General features: G+C 64.2%; 13 protein-coding genes. 5 read left to right on the top strand and 8 right to left on the bottom strand.

Annotated elements, in window-relative coordinates:
* Window positions 1-94: 94 nt before the first annotated feature.
* The 4 genes from CUJ90_RS18255 to gspG form a co-directional block, all read right to left on the bottom strand.
* Window positions 95-772 (bottom strand): PulJ/GspJ family protein, encoded by a 678-nt coding sequence (locus CUJ90_RS18255; protein WP_114163378.1) that lies wholly within the window; start codon window positions 770-772, stop codon window positions 95-97.
* Window positions 750-1,154: a type II secretion system minor pseudopilin GspI gene (gene gspI, locus CUJ90_RS18250; protein WP_114163377.1), complete on the bottom strand. Its 405-nt coding sequence runs from the start codon at window positions 1,152-1,154 to the stop codon at window positions 750-752. The genes CUJ90_RS18255 and gspI overlap by 23 nt, the downstream gene beginning before the upstream one ends.
* 1 nt (window position 1,155) lies before the next feature.
* Window positions 1,156-1,665 carry a GspH/FimT family pseudopilin gene (locus CUJ90_RS18245; RefSeq protein WP_227470918.1) on the bottom strand — a complete coding sequence of 170 codons (510 nt, stop codon included), beginning with the start codon at window positions 1,663-1,665 and terminating at the stop codon, window positions 1,156-1,158.
* A 179-nt stretch (window positions 1,666-1,844) separates the two neighbouring features.
* Window positions 1,845-2,309: a type II secretion system major pseudopilin GspG gene (gene gspG, locus CUJ90_RS18240; protein ID WP_083086046.1), complete on the bottom strand. Its 465-nt coding sequence runs from the start codon at window positions 2,307-2,309 to the stop codon at window positions 1,845-1,847.
* Between the two features lie 170 nt (window positions 2,310-2,479).
* Here gspG and CUJ90_RS18235 point away from each other — a divergent pair, with 170 nt between their 5' ends.
* Window positions 2,480-2,893, top strand: a complete 414-nt coding sequence (locus CUJ90_RS18235; protein WP_073427934.1) for a type II secretion system protein N — start codon at window positions 2,480-2,482, stop codon at window positions 2,891-2,893.
* Window positions 2,894-2,961: 68 nt separating this feature from the next.
* On the opposite strand, the gene gspF is transcribed toward CUJ90_RS18235, so the two are convergent.
* Genes gspF through gspD form a run of 3 tightly spaced genes read right to left on the bottom strand, consistent with a single transcriptional unit; the run spans window position 2,962 to window position 8,100 of the window.
* Window positions 2,962-4,179: a type II secretion system inner membrane protein GspF gene (gene gspF / locus CUJ90_RS18230; protein ID WP_073427876.1), complete on the bottom strand. Its 1,218-nt coding sequence runs from the start codon at window positions 4,177-4,179 to the stop codon at window positions 2,962-2,964.
* A 4-nt stretch (window positions 4,180-4,183) separates the two neighbouring features.
* Window positions 4,184-5,734 (bottom strand): type II secretion system ATPase GspE, encoded by a 1,551-nt coding sequence (gspE, locus tag CUJ90_RS18225; RefSeq protein ID WP_073427875.1) that lies wholly within the window; start codon window positions 5,732-5,734, stop codon window positions 4,184-4,186.
* Window positions 5,731-8,100 (bottom strand): type II secretion system secretin GspD, encoded by a 2,370-nt coding sequence (gene gspD, locus CUJ90_RS18220; protein ID WP_114163376.1) that lies wholly within the window; start codon window positions 8,098-8,100, stop codon window positions 5,731-5,733. Before gspD ends, gspE begins: the two co-directional genes overlap by 4 nt.
* Before the next feature lie 513 nt (window positions 8,101-8,613).
* Here gspD and CUJ90_RS18215 point away from each other — a divergent pair.
* Window positions 8,614-9,060: a lytic transglycosylase domain-containing protein gene (locus CUJ90_RS18215; protein ID WP_114163375.1), complete on the top strand. Its 447-nt coding sequence runs from the start codon at window positions 8,614-8,616 to the stop codon at window positions 9,058-9,060.
* Window positions 9,061-9,300: 240 nt separating this feature from the next.
* Complete coding sequence (locus CUJ90_RS18210; protein ID WP_114163374.1) at window positions 9,301-10,611, top strand: GTP-binding protein; 1,311 nt, start codon at window positions 9,301-9,303, stop codon at window positions 10,609-10,611.
* A gap of 127 nt (window positions 10,612-10,738) precedes the next feature.
* On the opposite strand, the gene CUJ90_RS18205 is transcribed toward CUJ90_RS18210, so the two are convergent.
* Window positions 10,739-11,017, bottom strand: a complete 279-nt coding sequence (locus CUJ90_RS18205; protein ID WP_006050811.1) for an HU family DNA-binding protein — start codon at window positions 11,015-11,017, stop codon at window positions 10,739-10,741.
* Between the two features lie 415 nt (window positions 11,018-11,432).
* Between CUJ90_RS18205 and mnmC the strand changes: the two genes are divergently transcribed.
* Entirely contained in the window at window positions 11,433-13,409 is a 1,977-nt protein-coding gene (mnmC, locus tag CUJ90_RS18200; protein ID WP_114163595.1) for a bifunctional tRNA (5-methylaminomethyl-2-thiouridine)(34)-methyltransferase MnmC2/FAD-dependent 5-carboxymethylaminomethyl-2-thiouridine(34) oxidoreductase MnmC1, read from the top strand.
* An 826-nt stretch (window positions 13,410-14,235) separates the two neighbouring features.
* Window positions 14,236-15,441 (top strand): cation:proton antiporter, encoded by a 1,206-nt coding sequence (locus CUJ90_RS18195; RefSeq protein ID WP_073427932.1) that lies wholly within the window; start codon window positions 14,236-14,238, stop codon window positions 15,439-15,441.
* Window positions 15,442-15,513 lie beyond the last annotated feature (72 nt).

The raw sequence follows: 15,513 nt of genomic DNA, 5'->3' as shown, positions 1-15,513 counted from the left end.
GGCAACACTAATAGACCGCCAACCAAACAAGGAAAGGCCAAAACAACAAAACCACACCCCAGAGCGTCGCGGAGACAAAAAAGAGAACCTCATATCATTCCCCGACGAGAAAAACCCGCGTAACAGGCCGCGCCAACCCCTTAGCCCCGATACGAACCTCAAGCCCGGTCACAGACCGCGGCAACGGCGCATTCCCCAACTGCGGCACCTTAAGATTATTGTCGTTCTCGGTAATCGCACTCTGCACGTCCTTCATCTGCGTGGTCCAGCCAACTTTGGGCACATAAACCCGCGCGGAAATCGCTCCCACACCACCCATCAACGGCACCGTTGCCCACCCCTCACCCTCCTCACCGCGCAGCGCCCGCCGCAACTCGCCGACATTGCCCAACGGCGGCGACGCATAGCGAATCACGCGTCCCTCGGATACCCGATACCGAACCACCTGCAAGCGCGGCGCCGTCGCCGGCAAGTTCATTTGCCGCACGATCTGCAACACGCTGCCGGACACCGTAATGGCCGCCTGGCCGGATTCGTCGTCCGACGCGGCCTGGCGCGCGTCGATGCGTATCTGGTCGAATAGCTGCGCGAACACGCGCTCCTCTTCCATCGCGCTCGTGATGGTCTGCCGCCCGCGAATGATCTGGTCGAGCCCGCGCCACGACAGCACTGCGATCACCGCCAGAATCGCAATCGCGACCAGCAGCTCGATCAGCGTGAAGCCACGCACGCCCGACGGGCGGCGGCGCCTAGAGCGAACGGTTGGTTTCATTCGCCACCACCGTGACCATCTGCGCCAAGTTGCCGGAACGCCCTGGCATCGTCACCATCACTTCCACCCGACGAAATACCGGATTCGGCGTCGCCGTCACCTGCTGCGTACAGATCAGCTGCAAGTTGCCCTGCGAACAGTCGAAGCTCGTCGAGCCGACGTTCGGCCAGGCATGCGTCAGGCGCAATTGCGCCAACGCGTTGTCCGCGCTCCAGCCCGCCAGCAAACGCCGGTGCAGATCGGCTTCGCCGGTCGCGAGACTGCCGACCGCGCGCAACGACGCGCCCAGCGCCACCGCGATGATCGCAAGCGCCACCAGCACTTCGATCATCGTAAAACCGCGCTGCGATGTGCGCGCTCTCATGCTCCCGCAACGCCACATCTCAGTGCACCTCATAGCGGCCATTGCCGGTGCCGACGATCGTCGCGCTCCCCGCCGCCGAAAACAGCGTGATCCGCACCGGCACGTCGATCGCTTCCGTGCCGAACACGATACGGCCAGGCTGCGCATCCGAGCCGGGATAGTTGATCGCCACGCCGGTCACGCCACCTTCCCAGTGGCGAGGTCCGAGCAGGTCGTCGCGCAGCGGGCGCCAGCCGTCCTCGGTACGCACGTCGAAACGAAAGCCGCTCTCGGACGGTTGCCAGGCGATCGGCCGCGCGCGCACCTGCGCTTCGTCGCCGGCCGATTCGAACAGCAGCGCGAGACGTTGCGCTTCCTCGTTCAGATCCGTGCGCGGATTGCGCGTCATCGTCAATGCGGTCAGCGATACCAGCAAACCCGCGATCACCAGCACCACCATCATTTCCAGCAGCGTGAAACCGGCTGCGCGCTTCAGGCCGCGCGCATGCGGACGGGGCAGGTCACGCCCGCGCGCGCCGACCCACGCCATGCGCGGCAACGAAGCCGTACACGGAGTGTCCACATGGGACTTGCAAGCGGACATACGCATAGTGCCGGCCACGAACGATCAACCTAAAAGTCAAAAACGGTACATCGACAGGACGCGCGAGCCGACCGTAAAGAAGGACGACTCCGCGCACCTGACAAAATCAGCGGCTTCTCCGCAGCTTATTGCCACGAGCCCACGTCGGAATCGTTGCCTTCGCCGCCGGCCTTGCCGTCGGCGCCATAACTGAACACGTCGATCTCGCCGTGCACGCCCGGATTCAGGTACTGATAGCTGTTGCCCCACGGATCATTCGGCAGACGCTCGAGATAGCCGCCGTCCTTCCAGTTGTTCGGCACCGGGTCCGTGCTCGGTTTTTCGATCAGCGAGCGCAGGCCTTGCTCCTGGGTCGGGTAACGGCCGTTGTCGAGACGGTACAGCTTGAGCGCCTGCATCACCGTGCCGATGTCCTGCTTGGCGGCGACGCGCCGCGCTTCGTCCGGGCGGCTCATGATCTTCGGCACGATCAACGCGGCGAGAATGCCCAGAATCGCGATCACGACCATGATTTCGATCAGCGTGAAACCGCGTTGACGGCGGCTGCGCGAACCCGCGATTTCAGCGCGGCGAGTGGTCGACAGTTGCATAACTTGCTACCTCTTTTCAGATAAATTTTCGATCGGACGGAATTCGCGCTTCAGCGGGCACGTCAGTAATCAGGGTGCCATCGAACAGGCCCGGCCGGTCATTTTAATGTCATGGTGTAGAAGGGTTTCAACCCAACGCAATTTTCACAATAGTCCGTACAATGATGCGCATGAACGCCATCCAAATCCGCCTTCTGTCGCTCGCGCTGTTCGCCGTGTTCTGCGCGACATTGACCTACTGGGTCATCACGCTCGCCACGACGTCCGGTGCGCCGTTGCCCGCGGCCGCCGCGCATCCGCAGGTGTCGACCGAACAGGCCGCCACGCTGTTCGGCGGGCAACTCACGCGCACCGCCAACCAGGACGTGCATCTGTTCGGCATCCTCGCTTTGCGCGAAGGCGCCGCGGCCATCGTCAGCGTCGGCGGTGAACCGCCGCGCGCCGTCTCGCTCGGCAGCGCGCTGATGCAAGGCGCCAAGCTCTCCGAAGTGCGCGCCCGCTCGATCATCATCGACCGCAACGGCGCGCATTCCGAAGTGTTCCTGCCGGCCAATGCGGCAGGTCCCACGATTTACGTGCGCTGAGGCGTCGAGCGTCCTGACCGGCTTCACCGGATTGCGCGGCCACCGCGCGATCCGACCAGACTTCCGCGCTACTGCACCAGGTTGTTCAACTCGATGATCGGCAGCATCACCGCCAGCACGATCACCAGCACCACGCCCCCCATCGCCAGAATCAGCAACGGCTCGAGCAGGCTCGTCAGGAACATCGTGCGGCGCTCCAGTTCGCGGGCTTCGCCGTCGGCCGCGCGGTCGAGCATGGTGGTGACGTCGCCGGTCGCTTCGCCCGAGCGGATCAGGTGAACCAGCACCGGCGGAAACGTCTTCGTATTGCCGAGCGCGCGCGATAGCGACGTGCCTTCGCGCACGCGCACGATCGCGTCGTCGATGTTGCCGCGCATCGCGTTGTTGCTGAGCGTTTCGGCCGCCGCTTGCAGCGCGCGCAGAATCGGCACGCCCGCCGCCGTCAGAATGCCCAGCGTGCTGGCGAAACGCACCGTGTTATAGCCACGCACGAGTTTGCCGAGCAGCGGCGCCGTCAGAAGCCAGCGGTCGAACGCGAGGCGCGGGCCCGGCTGCTTCAGGATCGAGCGCACCAGATACACCAGCACGGCCACCCCGATCATCAGCGCCCACCACCAGTGCCGCACGAACCCCGACAGCGCCATCATCATGACGGTGAGGAAGGGCAGTTGCTGCTTGGTGCTGGCGAACACGTTCACCACTTGCGGCACCACATAGCTCAGCAGAAACGTGACGATGCCGAAGGCAATCAGCGTGACGATCGCCGGATACGTGAAGGCGAGCACGATCTTCTGCTTGAGCGCGTTGCGTTGTTCGATGTAGTCGGCGAGGCGCGAAAGCACGAGACCCAGCTTGCCGGTGTGCTCGCCGGCCGCCACCAGCGCGCGATAAATCTCGGGGAAGTCTTTCGGATGCTGCGTCAGCGCATTGGCCAGCGAATGGCCGCCGAGCACTTCCGCGCGAATCGACGCCATCAGCTCGCGAATGTAGTCGCGCTCCGATTGCTCGGTAAGCACCGCAAGGGCTTCGTCGAGCGGCAAGCCGGCGATCAGCAGGCTCGCGAGTTGCCGCGTGAGAATCGCCTGCTCGCGCTGCGACAGGCGCCGCCCGAGCGACAAGCGTTGATTGCGCTCGCCACGCGTGCGCGTCGCCGCGGGTTCGACGACGAGCGGCGTAAGTCCTTGCGAGCGCAGATTGGTCCGCGCGCCGCGCGCGCTATCTGCGTCGAGCACGCCTTTTTGCGCCTTGCCCGCCGCGTCGATCGCCTCGAAACGAAATGCCGGCATGCGCTTATGCTCCGCCCGTCACGCGGATGACTTCCTCGAGCGACGTGAGCCCGGAGGCGAGCCAGCGGTCCGCATCTTCACGCAGCGTGCGCATGCCTTGCGCACGGCCGGCGGTGAGAATCTCGGCGTCGGACGCATTGCGGTGAACCAGCGTGCGGATCTCGTCGTCGATCAGCAGCAGTTCGTACACGCCGCGGCGGCCCGTGTAGCCGGACTGGCCGCACTTGTCGCAACCCACCGGATGCCAATGCACGCGGCCGTCTTCCTCGACGCGCTCCTCGCGGCACACCGGGCACAGGCGGCGCACGAGCCGCTGCGCCAGCACGCCGAGCAGCGACGACGCCAGCAGATACGGCTCCACGCCCATGTCGGTCAAACGCGTTACCGCCGATGCCGCGTCGTTCGTATGCAGCGTTGCCAGAACGAGGTGGCCGGTCAGCGACGCCTGCACCGCGATCTGCGCGGTTTCGAGGTCGCGGATTTCACCGATCATGATGATGTCCGGGTCCTGCCGCAGAATCGAGCGCAGCGCCCGCGCGAACGTCATGCCGATCCGCTCGTTGACCTGCGTCTGGCCGATGCCCGACAGGTCGTATTCGATCGGGTCTTCCACCGTCATGATGTTGGTGGTCGCGGTTTCGAGCCGCGACATCGACGCGTACAGCGTGGTCGTCTTGCCCGAACCGGTCGGGCCGGTCACGAGCACGATGCCGTGCGGCTTGCCGATCAGCTTGTCGAACTTGACGAGCGTATCCGGCCCCATGCCGAGCGCTTCGAGGTTCAGACGCGACGCGTCTTTTTCCAGCAGACGCAGCACCGCGCGCTCGCCGTGCCCGGTGGGCAGCGTCGACACGCGCACGTCGACCGGACGGCCGCCCACGCGCAGCGTGATACGGCCGTCTTGCGGCAGACGCTTTTCCGCGATGTCGAGCTGCGCCATGATCTTGATCCGCGAGATCAGTGCGCCGTGCAGCGCTTTCTTCGGCCGCACGACGTCGCGCAGCGTGCCGTCGACCCGAAAACGCACCACGGAAGAAGTCTCGAACGGCTCGATGTGAATATCCGACGCCTGCTCGCGCGCGGCTTGCGTGAGCAGCGCGTTGATCATGCGGATGATCGGCGCATCGTCTTCCGACTCGAGCAGATCCTCGACCTCGGGAATGTCCTGCATCAGGCGCGACAGATCGACTTCGCCTTCCACTTCGCCGACCACTTGCGCGGCGCTGCCGTCGTGGCGCGCATACGCCTGGTTGATCGCCTGCGCGAGCTCGTCGGCGGGCAAACGCGTCACCGACAACGCGCCGAAGTTGCGCGCGACTTCCGCGAGCGCGGCGTCGTTGGTGCGCTCGCTGATCCAGACTTCGAGACTGTCGGCATGCTGATGCGCGACCAGGATCTGGCCGCTGCGCGCAAAGCCGTAAGGGACGAGGCGTGCGGCAATCCCCGAGGGCGCCGCGCGCTCGGCTTGCTCGGTCATCGCCGGGGGCGCAACCGTCGCAGCGCGCGCCGATGCAGGCGACTTTGCGGATGACGGCGGCGTGGACGGCGTGCTCACGGCTGAACTCCTGGCGATGCGGTGGACGGCGCGACCGTCACGGGATTGGACTGCACTGCGCCGCCGTTTGTCAGGGGGACGACGCCTGGCTGCGTGGACGAGCGCGGCTGCGGCTGCGGCTGCGGCGGCTGCTGTGGCGCTAGCTGCTGACGACGCATCTGGTCGAGATCGAACAGGTTCATCGCGGGCGAGCCACCCTGGCTGGGACCGGTCGGCATGGGCGGAACCACCGGGTCGTCCTTGTCCTTCATCACGTTATTGTCCGACTTGTATGCGCCTTGCACGCCTTGAATATAGTCGTAACGGTTCGAGGTCACAGCCTGCGCGGTATCGCGGTCGTTGATGATCACCGGGCGCAGGAACACCATCAAATTCGTCTTCTGGCGGGTCTTCTGTTCCGAGCGGAACAACTGGCCGATCCACGGAATATCGCCCAGCAGCGGCACCTTGCTGTTGCTGACCTGGTAGTTGTCCTGCATCAGGCCGCCCAGCACGATGATCTCGCCGTTATCGGCGAGCACCGTCGATTGGATCGAACGCTTGGTGAACTGCGGGCCGGCGGGGTTGGTCACCGCGTTGGTCGTGCCGTTCACGATCGCCGAGTCTTCCGTGTAGAGCTGCAGCTTGAGAATCCCGCCATCGGTGATCTGCGGCTTGATGTGCAGCGTCAGACCGACGTCGACGCGGTCGAAGGTATTGAACGCCGAGGTCGCAGTGGCGCTCGTCAGGTTCGAATACGAGCCCGTCTGGATCGGCACGTTCGTACCGACGACGATCTTCGCTTCCTCGTTGTCCAGCGTGATCAGGTTAGGCGTGGACAGCACGTTCGCGTCGGCGGTTTGCGACAGCGCCTGCAGCAGCGCGCCGAGACCCTGCACGCCGAAAATGTTGTGAATCCAGCCGACGTTGAGGCCCTGCTGTAGCCCCTGGGTTGCGAGCGCCGAGGCGAGACCGCCGGTCGCGGCCGTGGCGGCGCCCGCCGTCAGATTGACGATGCTGTTGCCGGAGCCGGTGGCGAGATTGGTGCCGGCGAATACGGAATTGTTCGCGACTTGCCACTGAATGCCGAGATTGCCGCTCGTGTTCGAGTTGAGTTCGACGATCAGCGCCTCGATGTAGACCTGGGCGCGGCGTGCGTCGAGCTGCTCGATCACCGCCCGCAGGTTGCGATACACCGGTTCGGACGCCGTGATGATCAGCGAGTTCGTTGCTGAATCCGCCTGGATCATGCCGCCTGGCTGATTGTCGTCGCTCTTTTCCTTATCGCTGCCGAACAGGCCGCCGGAGGCCGAACCGCCGCCCGCGCCGTATGCGCCGCCGCCACCACCACCGCCGCCGCCCATTGACGACGACATCGAGCTGCTGCCGAGTCCGCCGCCGGGCAGCGGAGGCGTGCCCGAAGTGCCGGTCGAGTTGCCGCCCAGGCCACCGCCGCCACCCCCGCCCCCGCCGCCCTGGTTGAAGGCGTTCGCTTCGTTCGAGCCGCTCGACGAGCCGGTGTCGCCGCCCTTGCCGAGCATCCCGCGCAAGGTCTTCGCAAGCTTCGTCGCTTCCGCGTTGCGCAGCGGCACGACGTGCATGTTGCCGGGCATGGTGGTCGGCGAATCGAGCTGTTTGGCGAGCGCTTTCGCCGCGGCGAGACGCGCGCCGTTCGACGCGCGGATCAGCAGCGAGTTGGTGCGCGGATCAGCGGTGATGGATACCTTCAGCGTTGCGTCGGTACTGCCGATCGCGCCCGGGTCGAGCATCTTGTTCAATTGCGTGGCGATGTCGAGCGCGTTCGCGTTCTTCAACTGGACGACCGACACCGACTGGCCCGCGGCCGTATCCACGCCCGCGATGATCTGCGCGATACGGCGTACGTTGTCGGCGTAATCGGTGACGACGATCGTATTGTTGGCCGGGTAAGCCGCCACGGTGTTGTTCGGCGAGATCAGCGGACGCAGCACCGGCAGCAGGTTGTTGGCCGATTCGTTCTTCAGCACGAACACCTGCGTGACCACCTGGTCGCCGCGCGCGCTGGGCGTATTGCCGACATAGGTCGGCACACCCTGCAGCTTGGCGTCGGCCTCGGGCACGACTTTCAACACGCCGTGGTCCTGCACCAGCGCGAAGCCCTGCATGCGCAAAGCCGACTGGAGAGTCTTCAGCGCCTGATCCTCAGGTACCGCATTTTCCGACACGAGGTTCAGTTGACCCTTCACGCGAGGGTCGACGATGATCGTTTTGCCCGTTGCCGCGCCGATCGCCTTCGCCACCTGGTCGATGTCCGCGTTCACGAAATTGAGTGTCACCTGCGCCTGTGCTGTCTGCGCGGTGATCAGTCCAACCACCAGCAGCGCCGTTGCGATGCGACGCAAAGCCATACGATTTCTTTTCATGGAATAGGGTATTGATGTCGGCAGCCGTGGCTGCCGACGGTCACGCTGTGCGGACATAGGAGCAGGCCGCCGCCCTGTCGGTCTGCCAGCCAGCTTCAAAGGCGATCACCGCCCCGGATGCCGGCCATCCGATGTCCGAAAAAAAAGAACAGTAACAGTTTTTCATGTCGGATTTGTCACAACAAAACACCGCGGTGCCATTCCCCGAAGGACCACCACCGGTAATCAACCTATTGAATGTCAACAGTTTGCGCTGAGGCGAGCAGCAAAAGCACGTCTTTTTCGCCGTCTTATGTCGGTTAGCTAACTTGACGCCCCAAGACCTGCCGGTATGATACGAGCCGTTCGAGTCGCCGGTTGCATCTTGCCGATGCGGGGTTTCCCCGATGCGCGGCAACCCCGGCCCGTAAGCCTCGGCGGCTTTCAGTGACTGAAGTATGGCCGATGAATCGCCCTCGCAAACTTTATTCTTGCCTTTTTGTTTAGTGATCTTGACTGATGAGACGCACCCTGGCCACCGTCGCCGCAGGATTTGCCGTGCTAGCCGCAGCAGGGCAGGCACGCGCCGATTGCTTCGACGAGGCGGCCAAATATCAGAAGGTCAATCCGCTGATCCTTCGTGCGATTGCCTGGCAGGAGTCGCACAACCGGCCGGACGCGCGGCATAAGAACGCCAACGGTTCGACCGACTACGGCGTTATGCAGATCAATTCGATTCACCTGCCCACGCTGGCTCAGTACGGCATCTCGCAAGGCACGCTGATGGAGCCTTGCAAGAACGTTTATATCGCTGCATGGCATCTGCGCCGCCAGATGAACAAATACGGCAACACCTGGCAGGCAATCGGCGCATACCACTCCGAGACGCCGGCGCTACGCGACAAGTATGCGCAGCAGATCGCCGCGATCCTGCGCAAGTGGAATCTGATGCCGGCTGCGCGCTGAGCGGTTTTTCCGCTGGCGCGCTGACCCGCGCCGCGCTCATTGATTTTTCCTCGCGCAAGCGCTCGGCCTCGGGCTCCCGAGCGTGGTCCGCGCCGACTTTCCGATCCGCTCCGTCACGCGGGTGCTGCCCGTTTGATGCACAATGCGGCTTCGTGCCGCCGTCGAGGCCCGTCTGTCATTGCAGTCACGCGGCCCCAAGCCCGGCACGCCTTTCAATCCTCTTGTTTGTTCCGTACCGCGATGAACCAGCCGCTATTGCCCGTCACCGTGCTCTCCGGTTTTCTGGGCGCCGGCAAGACCACGCTCCTGAATCACATCCTCGCGAACCGGGCCGGTTTGCGCGTGGCCGTGATCGTCAACGACCTCGCCGCGGTCAATATCGACGCCACCCTCGTGCGCGATGCCGCCGCCTTGTCGCACGTCGAGGAGCAACTCGTCGAACTGTCGAACGGCTGCATCTGCTGCACGCTGCGCGACGATCTGCTGGTCGAGATCAAGCGTCTCGCGGCGGAAAAACGCTTCGACGCGATCCTGATCGAGTCGACCGGCGTGGCCGAGCCGATGCCGATCGCCGAAACCTTCACGTTCGTCGACGATGACGGCGCGTCGCTCTCCGACGTCGCCCGGCTCGATACGATGGTGACGGTGGTCGACGCGTTCAACTTCCTGCGCGACTACGGTTCGGCCGACGCGCTCGCCGAGCGCGGCATCGCCGCGACCGACGAGGACGATCGCACGCTGGTCGAGTTGCTGGTCGAGCAGATCGAATTCTGCGACGTGCTGGTGGTGAACAAGGCCGACCTGGTCAGCGCCGACGAACTCACCCGCCTGCAACGCATTCTTGCCCGCATCAATCCGCGCGCGGTGCAAGTGGTGAGCCGGTTCGGCGAAGTGCCGCTTGCCGAGGTGCTGAACACCGGCCGTTTCGATTTCGACGAAGCGTCGAGCGCGCCGGGCTGGCTCGCGTCGCTCGACCATGAGCATGACCACGAGCACGGCCATGCTCACCACGGTGAAGCCGACGAATTCGGCATCGGCAATTTCATTTACCGGGCACGCCGGCCGTTTCACCCGGAGCGCCTGTGGGCGCTGCTGCATCAGGAGTGGAAGGGCGTGTTGCGCAGCAAGGGCTTCTTCTGGCTCGCCACGCGCAACGACATCGCCGGTTCGCTGTCGCAGGCGGGCGGCGCTTGCCGGCATGGTCCGGCGGGCATGTGGTGGGCGGCTCAGGACCGCGCCGAATGGCCGGACGGCGACGACGAACTGGCCGCCGAAATCGCTGCGGACTGGTACGGCGACCCGGACGATCTGACGATCGGCGATCGTCGCCAGGAACTGGTGATGATCGGCGTGGGCATCGATCCGGCCGTGTGGACCGCGAAGTTCGACGCCTGCCTGCTGACCGACGACGAATACGCGCAGGGGCCGCAAGGTTGGCAGCGGTTCACCGATCCGTTCCCGGCGTGGGACTTCGACGAAGACGATCACGACCATCATGACCACGACCACGACGGACATGGCCACGGCGAGATCGTGCATCGTCATGACTAGGCGCTGCTGACGCGCCGTCGCCGCTGATTAGCCGTGCGAGGCGTCGCGGCCAATCCATTCCGCGCAAAGCTTGCGGGCGAAAAAAAACCCGCCGTTGGCGGGTGTCAACTGCCAGGCAGTAATCTGCTTAGCGCTTGTTGACTGCGTCCTTGAACGCCTTGCCAGCCGTGAACTTGACGGTCTTGGCTGCCGGGATCTTGATGGTCTCGCCGGTCTTGGGATTACGACCCGTACGTGCTGCGCGCTTGCCCGAACCAAAGCTGCCGAAGCCGATCAACTGGACCGCGTCGCCCTTCGACACGGACTTCTTGATCACTTCAAGCAACGTGTCCAGCGTCTCACCGGTTTGAGCCTTGCTGGCGCCCGTCTGTCCTGCGACGGCGTCGATCAGTTCCTGTTTGTTCATTAAGGTTCCTTTCTGAGTTTAGGTTGATACGAACAGCGCGAACGCGCCGATTATACGTGCGCGGGCCGCGCCGTCGAGCAGCTGCGGCTCCGGATCCCGTCCGGACCAATAGCGCCGGACAGATAACCGTCCGTCGGCCGTGCTGCCGCTCCCTTCGCGGCGCTTGCTATGATAGCGCAGCGCAAACCCAATCAGGATAAGGGTTTCGAAGATTTCAGCGGTTCCAGGGCCGTGACAGCAAGGAAACCGCTCTTTTTGCTGTTCGAGGGCGCCAACCGAGGGCTGAAACCCAGCATGGACGGGGCTTGACGTTGGTTTTTGCCAACGTTCGGCGCGTCTTTTTCGCCGTCCGGCGAGCTGCCCGCGCTGGCGGTAACGTTTGATCCGCTCTTTCGAGCGTCATTTTTCGCCGCGCATGACCGATCCGCTGATCCCCGCCGTCCTCGCGTTTCGCGACAACGGCACGCCTTTTTCCCCGCTTTACGACGATATCTATCACAGCGCCGTCGGCGGTCTCGAACAGGCTCACCACGTTTTCCTGCGCGGCAACTCGCTGCCTGAGCGGTGGCGCGACCGGCGCGTTTTCACCGTGCTCGAGACCGGCTTCGGCATGGGCATCAACTTTCTGACGACCTGGGCCACGTGGCGTGCCGATCCGTCACGCTGCGAGCGGCTGCACTTCGTGTCGACCGAAAAGCATCCGTTTACGCTCGCCGACTTGCGCAGCGTGTATGCGGCGACCGTTTCCGATCCGTCGATCGCGGCGCTGGCCGACACGCTTGCGAGCGCATGGCCGATGCTCGTGCCCGGCACGCATCGGCTCGAATTCGAGGGCGGCCAGGTCGTCCTCACGCTCGTGTTCGGCGACGCGCTACAGACGCTGCCAGCCTTGAGGCTGCGCGCCGACGCGTTTTACCTCGACGGCTTTGCGCCAGCCAGGAATCCCGAGCTCTGGACCCCCGCGATCTTCAAGGCGCTCGCGCGCGTAGCGGGCGAGGGCGCCACTTTCGCCACCTACAGCAGCGCCGGCGAAGTCAAGCGCGCGCTGACGCAATGCGGCTTTGTGTACCAAAAAATCGACGGCTTCGGCTGGAAACGAGCGATGCTGGCCGGCCACTTCGCGCCGCGCTGGCGCGTGCGCCGCCATGAGCCGCCCGCGCCGCTCGCAGTCCACGAACGGCATGCGGTCGTGATCGGCGCGGGGCTCGCCGGTTGCGCGGTCATCGAACGGCTCGCGGCGCGCGGCTGGCGCGTTACCTCGCTGGAACGGCATGCATCGGTCGCGCAAGATGCGTCGGGTAATCCGGCCGGTGTTTTCCATCCGATGATCTCGCGCGACGACAGCGTCGCCTCGCGCGTGACGCGTGCCGGCTTTCTGTACACGCTTGGGCGCTGGGCCGCGCTCGAACGGTTGGGTCACCAGCCGTTGCGCGGCGGCCGGGGCTTGTTGCAAATCGCCACGGACGACGAAGAAGCCCGCTCGATCAGCGAGGCGATCGCCGCGTTCGGTTATCCGTCCGAGTACGTGACGCCGGCCGGCTCGCGCGAAGCGCACAGGCTCGCCGGCGTGCCCCTCGCGCGCGGCGGCTGGTTCTTTCCGCACGGCGGCTGGATCGACCCCGCGTCGCTGTGCGCCGCGCAATGCGCCGCGGCGGGCGGCTTGCTGGACCGGCGCTTCGGCGTCGACGTCGCGCGCATCGAGCGCTCCGGCGATCAATGGACGGTGTTCGACACAGCGGGCCAAGCCGTCGCCCGCGCGCCGGTAGTGGTGGTGGCGAGCGCCCACGATGCCGCGCGCATCGCCGGTTTGCGGTATGCGCCGACGCGCAGCATTCGCGGCCAGTTGACCTTGCTGCCGGCCGGCACTGTGCCGCGACTCCAGGTGCCGGTGATCGGGGAAGGCTATGCGGTGCCGCTCGCAAACGGCGTCACGCTGACCGGCGCCACCTACGAACTCGACGATCCGCATACGCTGCTGCGCGCGGGCGGTCATCTGGAAAACCTCGAGCGCGTGGCGCTCATGCTGCCGTCCTTCGCGGACGTCGCCGGCGAGGCCAGAAACGCTCAGTCGGCCGAGTTCGCCGGACGCGTCGCGTTCCGCTGCGTCACCAGCGACCGCATGCCGATGATCGGCAATCTCGCCGACGAAGCGCAGGCTGCGCTCGACGCGCACCAACTGCGTGGCGCATGGCCGCTCGACCTGCCGCGTAGCCAGGGCTTGTACGGCGCGTTCGCCTATGGTTCGCGCGGGCTCGTGTGGGCCGCGCTCGGCGCGGAACTGATCGCTTCGCAGATCGAAGGCGAGCCGTGGCCGCTCGAACGCGATCTGGCCGAGGACATCGATCCCGCCCGCTTCCTTTTGCGGGCATTGCGTCAAGGGGTCGTAGGTTAACCGCGCGCGGGACTTATCCACCGCGGGATGTGGATAAGCAGGTGGTTTACCGGCGCAACTCGTGTGGAACCGTTGTGGACGTAAACGGGGTAACTTGGCCGCCATCGAAAATCGCCAAAAGTTACCCTTGAGTCCCGGCTGTTCCCGCACATGCTGTGCATCCGGTTATGCCGTCGGCAAGCTGATGATTTGCTTCGGTAAAAATGGGTTATCCACAGAAACCGAGGCAGCTTGTTAACTGTTACTACGTATACATACAGTAAACCTGTAAACAGAAAGGCCTAGGGCAGCCGAAGGCATTCGGCATAAGCAAGGCCTTCAAAAATTCGCGGCACGGCCTCTGCTGTGTGAATGCGCCGAAGCCGGGTCCCACGATGGTTTGTTATCCGCTATGGCGATCGAATCACGGCCATAAAACGGTCGCTTTTTCCTGGCATCATGAAGATAAGGTGCGTTTTTACCGTTTTGACGGCGCGTTCGTGTCTTTTCGGTCAAGGCAGAAAAAGCTATGGCACAATCGCCGTTCTTTTCCGCGTCGTGCCTCGCCTCGAACGGCACACGCAACCACGGAACGGTGCCGGTCAATCAGAATCTGATTCAAGTCGACGGCTTCCTTTCACCGTGCCGTGCCGGTTGCTGCGGCCGCACCCCCGAACGCGCCGAGCTCCCTGCGGCCGCGGCGCGTTCCGATCATCCGATCGTTGAAAACTCGCAACGCTGGTCACGCGAAGCGATCGCGATAGTGAGCGCCTCACGCGCCACTCGCTCGCCGGTGTTTGCGCCGGTTCGTGTCGTCCGCCGTTGCTGCAAAGGAGAACCCATCACGATGAAGTCGGCGTTTTCATTTTTTCCGGCCTGGCCTCTCGCACCCGACGCCATTTTTTGGGCTGGCCTGGCTTTGCTCGCCGCGGGTCTGTGCGGTGAACTTTGCTATCGCGCGTGGCGTTTGCCGCGCATTTCCGGGTATGCGGTCATTGGTTTGATAGCCGGTGCGGCGGGTTCGGGCGTGATCGACTCGGATTCAGCGAGCGCCGCGCGGCCATTGCTCGATGTCGCGCTCGGTTTGCTGCTGTTCGAACTCGGCAGCCGGCTCGATCTGCGCTGGATCCGTCGCAATCCCTGGCTGATCCTGTCGAGCGTCGCCGAAGCCACGCTTACTTTTGCACTGGTTTTGCCGGTCTTGCTGTTCCTCAACGTGCCGCTGATGGTGGCGACCGTGCTCGCGGCGATCGCCATGGCGACTTCGCCCGCGATGGTGATTCAGCTCAAGACCGAATTGCGCGCGGAAGGCCAGGTCACCCAGCGTCTGTTGACGCTCACCGCGCTCAACAGCATGTATGCGGTGGTGATCGAAAAGCTCGTGTCGAGCTGGCTGCATCAGGAGGTCTACGGCAACGTTTTCGCCACCATTCTTCAGCCGCTGTATCTGCTGGTCGGCTCGCTCGTGCTCGCCTATCTGCTCGCGCGCACCTGCACGTTCTTTTATCGGCGGCTGAGCATGCAGGACGAGCATTCGTTCGTCGCGCTGTTCGGCCTCGTGCTGCTGGCGATCGCACTCGCGCATCTGTTCAAGCTGTCGACGATTCTCGCGCTGCTGGCCGCCGGCATCATCGTCAAGAATCACGAAGCGCGCCCGCAGTTGTGGCCGCAGCATTTCGGCACGGCCGGCTGGCTCCTGACCGTGATTCTGTTCGTGCTGACGCTCACGTCGTTCGAATGGAAACACATCGCGCTCGGCGGTGTCGCGGCGCTGGGTCTGATTGTTGCGCGCCTCGTCGCGAAACTGGTCGGCGTCCTCGCGTTCGCCAGGCCGAGCGGCTTGAACTGGAAGCAGGGCATGGCGCTCGGTTTGTCCTTGTCGCCGATGTCGGCGCTGGCTTATCTGCTAGTCGACGACACCTACAACCTTTATCCGAATTTCGATCCGCAGTTGCGGGCCATCGTGATGTGTTCGATTTTCGTGCTGCAGATTCTCGGGCCATGGCTCGTGTATCGCAGCCTCGCGCTCGTGGCCGAACGGCGCGAAGAGTAGGCGTATCTAAAGGCACGTCAGCGCACGGTGCGCTGTTCGGGCCCGACGCGCCCGATCCAACTTATTCGATTC

This window comes from Paraburkholderia terricola, assembly GCF_003330825.1.
Taxonomy (GTDB): Bacteria; Pseudomonadota; Gammaproteobacteria; order Burkholderiales; family Burkholderiaceae; genus Paraburkholderia; species Paraburkholderia terricola.
The sequence above is the reverse complement of the archived record's forward strand: the minus strand, read 5'-3'. Positions and strand labels throughout refer to the sequence as shown.

Coding starts and splice junctions, on each gene's coding strand:
- CUJ90_RS18210 (WP_114163374.1), top strand. CDS start 9,301: ATGAACCAGCCGCTATTGCCCGTCACCGTGCTCTCCGGTTTTCTGGGC.
- gspD (WP_114163376.1), bottom strand. CDS start 8,100: ATGGCTTTGCGTCGCATCGCAACGGCGCTGCTGGTGGTTGGACTGATC.
- gspF (WP_073427876.1), bottom strand. CDS start 4,179: ATGCCGGCATTTCGTTTCGAGGCGATCGACGCGGCGGGCAAGGCGCAA.
- CUJ90_RS18235 (WP_073427934.1), top strand. CDS start 2,480: ATGAACGCCATCCAAATCCGCCTTCTGTCGCTCGCGCTGTTCGCCGTG.
- gspI (WP_114163377.1), bottom strand. CDS start 1,154: ATGTGGCGTTGCGGGAGCATGAGAGCGCGCACATCGCAGCGCGGTTTT.
- CUJ90_RS18215 (WP_114163375.1), top strand. CDS start 8,614: ATGAGACGCACCCTGGCCACCGTCGCCGCAGGATTTGCCGTGCTAGCC.
- CUJ90_RS18205 (WP_006050811.1), bottom strand. CDS start 11,017: ATGAACAAACAGGAACTGATCGACGCCGTCGCAGGACAGACGGGCGCC.
- gspG (WP_083086046.1), bottom strand. CDS start 2,309: ATGCAACTGTCGACCACTCGCCGCGCTGAAATCGCGGGTTCGCGCAGC.
- CUJ90_RS18255 (WP_114163378.1), bottom strand. CDS start 772: ATGAAACCAACCGTTCGCTCTAGGCGCCGCCGCCCGTCGGGCGTGCGT.
- CUJ90_RS18195 (WP_073427932.1), top strand. CDS start 14,236: ATGAAGTCGGCGTTTTCATTTTTTCCGGCCTGGCCTCTCGCACCCGAC.
- mnmC (WP_114163595.1), top strand. CDS start 11,433: ATGACCGATCCGCTGATCCCCGCCGTCCTCGCGTTTCGCGACAACGGC.
- CUJ90_RS18245 (WP_227470918.1), bottom strand. CDS start 1,665: ATGGCGTGGGTCGGCGCGCGCGGGCGTGACCTGCCCCGTCCGCATGCG.